Annotated in this window: 5 protein-coding genes; 3 read left to right on the forward strand and 2 right to left on the reverse strand. The window is 56.1% G+C overall.

What is annotated here, in order from left to right; all coding sequences use genetic code 11:
* Window positions 1-2 precede the first annotated feature (2 nt).
* The 3 genes from IEN85_RS14185 to IEN85_RS14195 all read left to right on the forward strand — a co-directional run bounded on the left by IEN85_RS14185 (window position 3) and on the right by IEN85_RS14195 (window position 9,479).
* Window positions 3-2,765, forward strand: a complete 2,763-nt coding sequence (locus IEN85_RS14185) for a hypothetical protein (RefSeq protein ID WP_191617743.1) — start codon at window positions 3-5, stop codon at window positions 2,763-2,765.
* A complete protein-coding gene (locus IEN85_RS14190; protein ID WP_191617744.1) occupies window positions 2,762-4,222 on the forward strand; it encodes a contractile injection system tape measure protein in 1,461 nt (486 codons plus the stop codon). The genes IEN85_RS14185 and IEN85_RS14190 overlap by 4 nt, the downstream gene beginning before the upstream one ends.
* 313 nt (window positions 4,223-4,535) lie before the next feature.
* On the forward strand, window positions 4,536-9,479 hold the full coding sequence (locus tag IEN85_RS14195; RefSeq protein ID WP_318186622.1) for a M35 family metallo-endopeptidase: 4,944 nt from the start codon (window positions 4,536-4,538) through the stop codon (window positions 9,477-9,479).
* Window positions 9,480-9,642: 163 nt separating this feature from the next.
* On the opposite strand, the gene IEN85_RS14200 is transcribed toward IEN85_RS14195, so the two are convergent.
* Entirely contained in the window at window positions 9,643-10,608 is a 966-nt protein-coding gene (locus IEN85_RS14200) for an aldo/keto reductase (protein WP_191617746.1), read from the reverse strand.
* A 43-nt stretch (window positions 10,609-10,651) separates the two neighbouring features.
* Window positions 10,652-12,073, reverse strand: coding sequence for a sulfatase (locus IEN85_RS14205; protein WP_191617747.1), 1,422 nt, complete (start codon window positions 12,071-12,073; stop codon window positions 10,652-10,654).
* Window positions 12,074-12,077: the final 4 nt, after the last annotated feature.

The raw sequence follows: 12,077 nt of genomic DNA on the forward strand, positions 1-12,077 counted from the left end.
CAATGCCTGTCGTACCGATCAATACAGCCTTCAAGCTCCAGGCGCCCGTGCCGGGCTTCACCTTCTTTGCCCAGGACCAAGTTCTCACCGCCGAGCAACTCAACCAGCTCATCCAGTACCTGGACTTCCAAGAGCGCCAAACGCGGGCCTGGCTCGTCGGAACCGGCATCGTCTGCGGCCTTGAACTACAAGTATCGGCAGATCGGATACTACTTTCCGCTGGTTGCGCCCTGACCACCGACGGTGATCTTCTCGCCCTTCCGGCGGACAAGGAGCTCGCGCTCGCCCGCCCCTTCAAGGACGAGAACGCTAAATATCCACCTCTCGCCAACGCCTCCGGCCTGCAAGAACTCATCAGCAAAAAGGAGCAGGAAACAAGCGATGGCTCCAAAGCCATCACCGCCAACCTCCTGAAGAACAAAGTCCTCGTCCTTTACCTGGAAAGCTACACCAAGGAGCCAGACTTCTGCACCACCGAAAACTGCGACAACAAGGGAAAGATCCAACACAATAAGCTACGCGTACTGCTCGCTCCGACAGCCGCCTTCTCTCCCCTCTCTGCTCCCCTCAGCCAAATCGCTTCGCAGCTTCCCGAGCTCGCTCCCATTCGCCCCAAGATCCAATCCGGAATCGTCAAGAAACTGGAGGGTAGCGACAGCCTGCAAAGCCGCTATACCAAGGCTATCGATGCTTCCGCCAGTGTGGTCGCGAAAGCCTTTTCTCTCATCGAAAAGCAGAAACAAGCCTTCGCTCCCGCCACTGGAGGAGACGATCTTAAATGGCTCAGCAAGCTACCCAAAGGCTTCAACCCCAATACCGAGATCCGTGGGCTGCAGAGCGTGTATTCATTCTACCGCGACTTCTGCCAAGCCTTCAACGAATGGAAGGAATCCCTCTTTCTAAACGAGAGCTACTGTGTCCCGCCTCTCGAGGCTCACCCCAAGCACGTGCTGCTCGGACTTCCTCGCGACACCTCTCCTTGCGACACCTCCGGAATGCGACATGGCTTCGTCCGCTCACACGCGAACCATGCCAATGCAAACGCCGGCCGCCGCACCCAGCTGCTCTGGGACCGGCTCCGTTCGCTCGCCCAGAATCTCGACTATGCTCGCACCTTCGGTTTGCCCGAGGTCCGCATTTGCACTTCGACCGCCTGCTCGAATTCGCTGGGCCAGCGCTCCATTCCAGCCTATTACAAAAATTTGGATACAATTCCTTGGAGAGTGGAAAACCTGCTTCGCTGCGACGCAAGCCCCGCTCCTTCCTACGACAACAACGACGAGAACTCGCTAGAGCAGGCCCTGCCTGAAAACGGATTCCTTCGCATCGAGGGTCACCTTGGAAAGTCAGTCGACTCCGTAACCACGCGTCTCGAGCAACTACGCGACCAGTACAACCTTCCCTTCCAGATCCTCAGTATCCAAATCGAGGACGACCCCGATTTCGTTCGTATTCCACCGATTCGCTTCTTCGACCTCGAAACTGCCTTCTTCGATCAACGCTCCCGCTTCAAGCTCCACCTCCGCGACCTCGATGGTTTCGCAGATCGCTTGCAAACAGAAATCGACGCCGGCCAAGATCGCGTTCCAACCGGAGACAAAAGCGTATCCAAAGTCGATCTGGTCAAAACGCGAGACGCCGCAGGTCAAGTCCGGGCCAAGTCCAAGTCAGCCCTGACGGAACTCCCCAGCTCGCTGCAACAGGCTACCTCAGACAAAGGGCTTCGCTTCATGGCCGACTACAGCGAGACGGTGCGCCAAGGCCACATCGTAAACCGCAACATCGGATCCATCTCGAGCAACGTACACTTCTCCCCCGTTGATCGTATCGTGCAGCCCGACTTTTCTGCCAATTGGAAGATACTCGTCGATCGCCTAAAAAAGCGGAAACGCAAGATCGCCCAGCTATCGACCTTCGAAAAATTCCTGCGCAAGAATCCCGGCCTCGAACACCTCGGCGGCGTTCCCATCGGTGGCACCTTTATTCTCGTGTATTCCAAATCCGAGGACACCAGCAAACAAATCGTCAAAGCCGACTTCTGCCTCCCCTACTACTCCTACTTCGACCTCGCCACCCTCGAAGAAGAGGATGCTCCCGTGGAACCAGAAATCAAGATCCCCGAGTTCGACCTCGATATCCTCCCCTGGAAAGACATCTACGATTGGAAGGTTTCTCCGGTCACCGAAATCGCAGTAGACAACATATTCACCGCAAAGACCGCGAATTTCACCCAGTATCTGGATACAACCATTACCGAACGCGTCACCTCCAGTTTCGATATCTTCAAGGACATCGCCAGCTTCACTCGCGCCACCACGCCCGGCAAGGGAGACCTCGATATCGACTTCGCCGATCCCGGTAGATTCGGCAATAAGGCTCCCGAGATCATCGAAATGGAAAGGGAGCTGACAGGATTACAGAACGAAATCGAACGTATCCGCAAGCAGAAGGATCTCGGCATCGCTCCCGCTAACGCCGACAAGCAAATCGTCGAGATCGAAAAGAAACAGGCCGACGCCGCTTCCCGCACCATGAAGCTCATTGCCGAAGAAGCGGAACTCGCTGCCTCCCAAGGCAGGAGCGTGAATACCAGTTACGTCAACCTCGGCAAGACCGCCACTAACATGGTCATGGACATGGAAACCACCGAAGGGCAAAAAATCGTCGCCGAGAGCGCTGACCAACTCGTCGCTTCTCACAGCAACAACAATCAAGTCAAGAAGCTCATCGGCAACATGGGCGCTGTCGCGAAAGTTCGCATATGAGCTCCCACACCGTTCATCAGCTTTTGCTCGACGTATCGCTGCCACCAGGGAGCGATACTCGAAGATTGGATGAACGCCTGCGCGATTTCGCCATGGGACCGCTCGCTCAACACCTGGAAAAGATTCTCGATTCTCGAGACCCTGAGACCTCTATCCGTATCGAGAAACTGGAAATCGATCTCGGAGCAATCCCCGTAGATGAATTCCTTAAAAACGGTGCGTCACGCATCGCTTCAGCTGTATCCAATCAGCTAGGACAAAAGAAAAGCGATATTCCCGCGCACGAAGGCGAGCGTTTCTCTTTTCCTCGCTTCCCAATTCAAACGGGAGAAGCGTTCGCAGATCAGCCGCAAGTGACGGCTCAGGACAGCCCACAACAATCAGCCAACAACGCCGAATCACGAGCCGACGCACTACTGTCCTTTCTGGAATCGGGTCACCTTCCTTGGTGGTTTCCGGCATCTCGCTGGCCAGAAGCTATACATCCCAGCAAATGGAGTTCTCCGGCGAAAAGCAAATTTCTCCAAGGCTTGCGGCAAGCCCTGCAAAACAGTCCTCACGCCGCAATCCGACTCGCTCGCGCTATCGCCCCTCAAGAACTAAAAACGCTTCTAACAGGAAACGCCGGGAACACCATTCCCAACCCCGAGAATCCAGAGCACGCGAATCGCCAACTGCTTCACAGCTACCTTTCGCAACTTCCCGCTCCGCAACAGCCACCTCAATCGGTACTGCAAACAATAACCCCCACCGTTCCCCCTGAGAATCCCGAAGCTACCACGAGGAAGGGCCAAACAAAACCCGTCGCGAACGAAGAGGCTCCCCCAGTTGCTACAAACGACTTGTCATGGAAAAACAATGACACCGGTCCCAGCGACACGTTCCAACAGGAAGTGCCTCTGAACCAAGATCTCCTTGGATTCGCCGAGAACAACGAAATCGCTCCCATTCGTCCGGATGGCCTATTCGTGAGCAACGCCGGGCTGGTCTTGCTCAATCCCTTCCTGAGCCGTCTTTTCCATTCGCTGGGCTATCTCAGCGAAAGCAAGACCTTCCTGCCCACCACCCGCTGGCGGGCCGCCCAACTGTTGCAATTTCTCGCCACTGGTCAAAGCGGGCTGCCCGAACACACCTTGGTCATGGAAAAAGCGCTTTGCGGAATTACCACCGACGAGGTTGCGGAGTTTCCCGAGCTGAGCTCCGAAGAGACCGCGGCGGCTGAAACGATGCTGCAGGCCGCCATCGATCACTGGAAAGCCTTGGGAAAAACCTCGCTCGAAGGACTTCGCCAGAGCTTCCTCCAGCGCGAAGGACTTCTCTACCTCGACTCCCAACCGGTACGCCTCCAAGTCGAGAAGCAAGCCTACGACATGCTGCTCGACCGCCTCCCCTGGCAGTTCAGGTACATCCACTTCCCCTGGTTGAAACAACCCCTGCTCGTGCAATGGCGAAGCTGATCATGAACCACAGCAGCCCACCCCGTAGCGCGGAGCTTCAGCCCGCGGCCACACTGCAGGATCAATCTTCCGAGGACGCGGGCTAAAGCTCCGCGCTACGAATTTCCCCCTGAAAACCCACGCTCCAGCCAAAATCACCGCTCCCACTGCCGCTCAACGGACAGCAGCCTCCCCTTCCGTACCCTTTTTTCAGCCCGCTTCCCCCAAACAGTCAGCCGACTCCGCAAACACGGCCACGCCAGTCCAAGCCAAACTCGAGGTCAGCCAAGCAGACGACCCCCACGAGAGAGAAGCGGAAGCCACCGCTGAAAAAGTGGTCGCCCAACAGGAGCAAACCTTCTTTCGCCCCTCCGCCCCACCGCCCTCGACCCCTGCATCCACGAGCAGCTCTCCCAGTGCAGCCCAGCGTAGGCCAGCCGGCAATCGAGCGCAAACCAGCCCCCGGCTCAGCAAGAGGCTGAACCGAGCCTCGCACAAGCTGTTCCCCAGCGAACCTTCGCTCTCCCGATCGTCCCTTCCCCTAAGCTCCGCAAAACGAGCCCATCCCATCTTCCGAGCTTCCAATCCACGCAGCCGACCCGATAGCGCCCGCGGCCCGCCGGCTCCCGGAAATCGATTTGAAACTCAACTCCGCGCCAGCAAAAACAGCGGAACCCCTTTACCGGAGCCGGTACGCTCTCCGATGGAATCGTCCTTTGGAGCTGACTTCTCCAAGGTCCGTGTGCACACCGACAAGCAGGCCGACGCTCTTAGCCGCTCCATCAACGCCAAAGCGTTCGTCCATGGGCAAGACGTCTACTTCGCAGCCTCCCGCTACCAGCCGGAAACTCGCGAAGGCCGACATTTGCTTGCCCATGAACTGACGCATGTCGTGCAGCAAGGCCAAGCCCCCGCGCGCAGCGTTTCGCCATCTCCTGCACCCCATACCGTTCCTCCGCGTATCCAGCGCATCCCTACCTCCATGGACGAGGTCAGGGAAGAAATAAACGACATCGCCGAAGCCATCCCCGGCTACTCCCTCGGCACCGTGCTCATCGGTTACAATCCCATCCTCGGCCGCGACGTCGAGTGGAGCGCCCGCAACTTCTTCCGTGGAGCTGCCGGTCTCCTACCAGGTGGAACCAAGCTCTTTGATCGCCTGAACGAAGGCGGGGCCCTCGACGCTGCCTTTGCCTGGATCGAGTCCCAGATCACTCAATACGATCTCACGTGGAGTCGCGTGAAAAAGCTTTGGAGCCTCGCCTGGGATCGCATGGGGATCACCGAAGGCATCAGCGGCAATGTTCGCATCTTCAAAAACACCTTCTCCGGATTCTTCTCCGATATCGGCAGCTTCATCAAAGCGGTCGCAGCTAAACTGATCGAGGTACTCCGGGCCCTCGCCGTTACAGCCGTCAAAGCCTTGTTCGGAGAAAACAGTCCCGCCTACGACATGATCGTGATGGTTCTCGGCAGCGATCCGCTCACCGGAGAGGCTGTCGAATGGTCCACCGTCACCTTCCTGCGCAACGCCCTGCTCTTCTTCGGCTTCGAAAACCATCTCGCGAAGATGGAGGAAACCGGCAAACTGCAGGAAGCGGCCGATTGGCTCGATACCCAGTTCCAGATTCTCTATTCCGCCGTCAGCGGTCTCGCCAGCGGCGTATCCGAAATTTGGAACTCGCTCGGCTTGGACACCTTAGCTGATCCCGCCGGGCTCCTGAGCAAAACGGTATCCATCGTTACCACTTTCGTCGGCAAGCTGCTCACCTTTCTCGGCAACGTCGCCATCAAAGTTCTCGAGCTTATAAAGGCTGCCTTGATCGCTCTGCTCAAACCGCACTTGGATTCAATTCCTGGATACCCGCTCCTGCGCGTTTCCCTAGGCCGCGACCCCATCACCGGTGAGGTCGTCGAACGCACCGCTGGAAATTTCATCCGCGGATTCCTCAGTTTCGTTCCGGGTGGCGTAAAGACCTACGACAACCTACAACGCAGCGGAGCCCTGCAAAAGGCCTTCCAATGGTTGCTCGCCACGGTGCAGGAACTCGGACTCTCGCCCACCGCCATCGCCGAACGCTTTACCACGCTTTGGAACAGCTTCTCCATCGACGATCTGATGAATCCGCTGCCCGCCTTCGAACGCGTCGGCAACGCCTTGCTCTCATTCGTCAAATCCGTCCTCACCCTCGTTGCACGCGTCGGTTTAAAGATCCTCGAGTTCATCTTCGTGGGCGTGATGGGGGAAGCGGGAGCCCGCGTTGTCGCTGCCTTGAAGCAGGGCAAGGCCACCTTCACCACCATCATCAAAGATCCGGTCGCATTCCTCAGCAACCTGCTCAAGGCCCTCGGCAAAGGCTTCGCCCAATTTGGCAAAAACATTTGGACGCACCTCAAAACAGGTCTGGTCGGTTGGCTCTTCGGTGCCCTCGCCGGAGCTGGCTTGCAGCTACCGGAAAAATTCGACCTCAAAGGGATCTTCTCTCTGGTAACGCAAATCCTCGGCCTCACCTACCAAATGATCCGCGTCAAGCTGGTCAAACGACTGGGCGAGAAGACAGTTGGCCGCCTCGAAAAGGCCTTCGACTTCCTCAAGCTTTTCCTCAAGGAAGGCTTCGCCGGCATCTGGCAGAAGTTCCTCGAATGGATGGGCAACCTCAAGGAAACCGTCATGGGCGCCATCCGCGACTGGATCGTCACCAAGATCGTCACCATCGCCATCTCCAAGCTGGCCACGCTCTCGAATCCAGTGGGCGCCGTCATCGAAGCCATCATGGCCATCTACAACGTGGTCATGTTCTTCATCGAACGCATGCAGCAGATCCTCGCCGTAGTGGAGAGCGTGATACAGTCCATTTCCAATATCGCAAACGGCAAGCTGCAGGACGCCGCCAACTACGTCGAGCAAACCATGGCTCGCACGCTCCCGGTTATCATTTCCTTCCTCGCCCGCCTCATCGGTCTCGGCGGCATCGCCGCCAAGATCAAGAAAGTCATCGGACAGATACAAAAGAAAGTCAGTAAAGCCGTCGACAAGCTGCTGAACTGGATCGTGAAGAAAGGCAAAGCCCTGCTGAAAAAATCTCAGAAAAAGGGTAAGGTAGATGCCGATAGCCTGACGCCAGAGGAGAAAAAGAAACAAGCCCGCCAGGAAGTCGAAAAGTGGCTCGACCACGGAAAACACAACGGAAAGGCGATCCAAGGAAAGCTCAAGGAGGTGAAGGACAAATTCAAACTGAAGTCCGCCACTATCGAGTTCTCGGGCGGACGTCCCCGCATCTCCTACGTCGCCTCCCCAGCCGAATACACCTACTTCGACGTCGTTATCGCAGAGCAAGACAACTCCAGCAAAGCCCCACCTGCCACCGGAACCCGCAAGTTCACTAAGATCGTCAACATGAGCGGAGTCCCCACCCCTTACGGCATCCTGCAACAAACCTACGGAGCCAAGGTAAATAGGGACAAATTTGGATACACCGCCGCCACCCTGGACCGCCCCAAGGCCGTAACCGCCGAGAAAGCGGAAGCCACCGACTCAAACCACCGCGGGTCCAATACTGTGCAGACCGGAGCCGGACACGTCGGCCTTGACGAGCAAAAAATAATGATCGGCACCCCCAAAACGATCTATCGCGGTGGACACCTCATTTCCTACGCCTTCATGGGCGAAAACAGCAATGTGGGCTACAACCTCGCTCCTCAAGTTAACCGCTTTAACGCTCCGACCTATTTCAATCTGATAGAAGCCCCTGCCATGAAGGCAGCCCAAAAGGTAGAGATGTCGGTAAACCTTGGTTACGAGCGAAGCTCCTACACCGTCGATCAACAGACTCTCAAAGACCATGGACTCATCAGCGCTATCGACCTCTCGAAACCTTGGACCGTAAGTATTCCGCAACGGATACCATCCACCTGGAACGCGACCCTCACTTCCAAGACCGACGCGAATCTTCCAGAGGGTGGAGCCACTAAAACGACAGACACGGCAACCCAAGGCCGTGTTGTCGATAGCGAGGGGCGCGTCTACTCTGACAAGAAAAAGAAAGTCGTCCAAAACGCAGATGCCTTCGCGAAGATGGCTGTCGTCGACGGTGACCGCCCAGACGACAAGGTCCAAAAATGGCGATCCTTCAAATTCCTCATCGCAGAGGGAGGCAAGGTCGAGGACGACGGCGAAATCAAAACCGGTGGCGGCAAGACTGTATCCATAAATGCCCAACAAGTCAGCTACGCTCCGCCACCAGTTAAACCACGTCCTGCTACTCAGACAACTAAGGTCCCCGACACCACTTCAAAACACAAGTCGCAGCCCAAAGGTACTGAAACTTCAAAAACCGAAACTCAAAGCTCACTCACCACTATGAAAACACGATCACATCTCCCACGCTCGCTTCGGCGCGTACAACGCTACCGCAACGAAAACGCATTCTTCGGCAGCGAAGGCCCCAGCCCAGAGCCATTCTTCTCCCCCAGTTCCAGCAGCGAGAAGCGACAGGAAAAAGGCGAAAGCGCTTTCCCAAAGTCCAACGAAGAAGAGGAGCCCCAAGCCAAGTTTAAGGAAGAGGAAGAAGAAGCGGTCCAGGCGAAATCCGAGGAAGAGGAATCCCAGCAACCCAAGGCCGAAGAGGAAGAAGTCGCTCAACCGAAGTGCGATTGCGGCTGCGACTCCAAAGGTCCCCAAGAGGAGGAAAGCAAACGTGGCTTCCCCACTTCGAAAGGTGGCGATGCCCCCAGCGCCGCCGCATCCAAGCAAAACACCAAAGACTGCGACGAGACCAAGACCAAGCTGATCAACTCCGCCCGCAGCTCTGCTAAATCGCTCGCCGCCAAAGCCGTGGGTGCCTCCACCTTCGTCAAGACCTTCGGAGGCATCGACCTTGGTTCTGGCCCGAGCGCGGCGGAACAACACTATGCGCGCTGGTTCGGCGAACACACGCCACGCCGGGCCGCCTTTGTGGCGAACTCCTTCACCCGCATCGCCAAAGCCCTCAATGGAAAGATCCACTTCGACTGCGGCTGCAAAAAAGACTACTACGCCTACGTCTACTCGGGCGGTCGCCGAAAGATTTACCTTTGCAATAAGTTCTGGAGCAAGGCCGGCGCCAGCGGTTTCGACTCCAAGCCCGGCGTCATCATTCACGAGCTAGCTCACGAGGTGCGCAGCTCCATCGGCGACAAAGGCTACGGCACCGCTACTGCTGAATCTCTCGCCAAGAAGAGCCCCGGAAAAGCCATCAAGAACGCCGACAACTACGAATACTACGCCGAAAGCTTATAGACGGCTTTGTATCCAGCATCCGTTTGCAAATCCGCAGAACTCCACGCCGAGATGTAGGATCGCGCTGTCGCGGCCTGTCGCGAGCGACAGCCCTACGGCCATGTCTCGAATCTTGCAACGCGAACGCGACGATGGCGCGGCGCTCGATTTGACGCAGGACACGTCACTCGCATCTCAACGCCACGACCTCCGAAGGTGACAACTCTATCTGCAAGCTCTTTACACTGTCCTCGACGAGACTTGGCGAATACGCACCGATGATTGGAAAAACAGGGAATGGCTGCTGTAACAGATAAGCCAATACAATGGCATTCGCATTGCATCGATGCTGGTTGCTCAGCTCTCTAATCACCTCACCTATTTTCAGGTTCCGCTCAGAGTAGTACGGATTCTCCTCGAGCGACGCCGCACCATCGCTTTCCAGCAACTTCGTAAAGAAGCCTTTTGCCTGCGAGGAGTACGGCACCAAGGCCAAACCGCTCTCTCGGTGAAACTCGTAGCCTAGACGATCGAGATTCGCTAAAGTCGCATCCTTATTCTCCTGCGACATCCCCCAGGTCCCCACACTGAAGCCGGGCTGATTCGCGACGAAACCGTGCAAACCTTCCCGAGAAGCGTATTCATTTGCTTGTGACAGCCGATAAACAGTCCAATTCGCCACTCCAAGAAAACGCACCTTTCCCGATTCCACAAAGGGTTGCATGAAGTCGACGATTTCTTCAACCGGTCGGTCCAAGTTGTCTCGATGCAGGTACCAGAGTGGAATCGTCTCCACTCCCAACGAACGCAAACTGGCATCAATGTCAGCCGCTACGAAGCTTGTCGAAACGCGGTTTTTGCTCTTATCGCTCCACTCGTAATGAGCCCCTTTGGTTGCGATCACGACTCTGTCCTTCAGCTCAGGCCTCGTTTTTAGCCAATCCCCTAGAATCCGCTCGCAGCGACCTTTTTCTCCCGGTATCCAATCCGAGTAGACACGAGCCGTATCTATGAAGTCCCCTCCGACCTCCACGAAGTAGTCGAGCAGAGCGAAGGCCTCCGTCTCACTTTGCTTGAGTCCCAAATTCGCGGTGCCTAGGCAAAGGCGACTCACTTCTAGGTCTGTATTAGAGAGCTTCGTTTTCAACATCTTGAAAGTCCTTCATTGTGGGAGCGTGCTCGTCACGCGATCCCTAGTGCTGATTCAGAGTACGTTCGTAGTCTGGCCAGCCTGCATTTTCTTTGGGAAGCTCCCGACGCAAATGCTTTATGATCGCTTTCGCCTCCGGAGTTCCCGCTATGTTCTCAAACTCATGAGGATCGTTCCGGTGATCGTACAACTCTTCAAATCCATCGGCGTATCGAATATACCGATACCGATCGTCTCGAACCGCATGATTATTGGGATAGTGAGTCATCAAGGCTGGATGCCACTTGCGATGCGGCTTTTTCAAGAGAGGCACCAGACTTTTCCCATAGATGTCGTCACGAGCCGGTAGACCGCACAATTCGATCAAGGTGGAATGCAAATCGATCAGCGCCACCGGCCGAGGACTCACACTCCTGGCTTTGGTAACACCAGGGGCCGAGATGTAGAGAGGCGTGCGGTTCGCTCGCTCCCAAAGCGTATATTTCTCCCAGTGTTCCTTTTCTCCAAGATGGAATCCATGGTCTCCCCATAGCACCACAATCGTGTTGTCCGCATGCGGGCTCTTCTCCAAGGCGTCCAGCAGGTGTCCGACGCAGGCATCCGCATAAGATACGTTCGCTAAATAGGCGCGTACCGCTTCCCTCCACTTCCCGTGCTTTTCGATTACTGATTGAGCTTGCCCGCCCGCCATTTTCCTACCGATCGGTCCCACATCTTCCAGGTCGCCAGCTCGGGTCTTCGGAAGCTGTATCGACTCCAGCGGATACATATCGAAAAACTCCTTAGGAGCGTACCACGGGAGGTGCGGGCGAAAGATTCCGACAGCCAAAAAGAGCGGCTGCTCGCTCTCCTCTGATAATATCTTCGCGGCCTTGTCTGCCGTTTGCCAGTCAATCGTCTCCTCTTTCGGCGTATCCAAAGCTGCCCAATCGATCGCCTTGTTGTAATAGTCCAAAGCGAACTCTCCCTTCATGCCATGCTGCCAGCGTTGCTCGTCACAGGGCGCCGCCGTCCCGCTCTTGTCATGGTAGATCTCGTCCCAAGACTGTGGGTCAGAGTGCTTTCCTGCCGCTTTATGGAAAACCTTGCCGCCCGCTAAAGCTCGGTAACCGTGCTTGCGAAAATACTGCGGCAAAGTCACCCAATCGGCGAACTCAGGAATGTCGCGAAAAGAGTGGTTGTTCTCATAAATCCCCGTGACATACGCCGGCAAGCCCGTCAGCACCGCAGTGCGCGACGGGTTGCACAAGGGCGAGGAGCTCATTGCCAAGTCGAACTGCAGGGAACGCTCGGCTAGCCGGTCAAGATGTGGCGTCTTGACCTGCGTATCCCCATAGGAGCCGATCATGTCGTTGAGGTCGTCAACGACGATGAACAGTACATTTGGACGCTCTTGAGCGTAGCTCGAAGCGACTACGAAAAGAAGCGCAACTTGTATCCAATTCTTAAATCCAAATGTACCCATAGAT

It is taken from the genome of Pelagicoccus enzymogenes (genome assembly GCF_014803405.1).
In the GTDB taxonomy this organism is placed as follows: domain Bacteria; phylum Verrucomicrobiota; class Verrucomicrobiia; order Opitutales; family Opitutaceae; genus Pelagicoccus; species Pelagicoccus enzymogenes.

Bases quoted from the DNA above. Each gene is read 5' to 3' on its own strand.
- IEN85_RS14205 (WP_191617747.1), bottom strand. From the start codon at position 12,073: ATGGGTACATTTGGATTTAAGAATTGGATACAAGTTGCGCTTCTTTTC.
- IEN85_RS14185 (WP_191617743.1), top strand. From the start codon at position 3: ATGCCTGTCGTACCGATCAATACAGCCTTCAAGCTCCAGGCGCCCGTG.
- IEN85_RS14200 (WP_191617746.1), bottom strand. From the start codon at position 10,608: ATGTTGAAAACGAAGCTCTCTAATACAGACCTAGAAGTGAGTCGCCTT.
- IEN85_RS14190 (WP_191617744.1), top strand. From the start codon at position 2,762: ATGAGCTCCCACACCGTTCATCAGCTTTTGCTCGACGTATCGCTGCCA.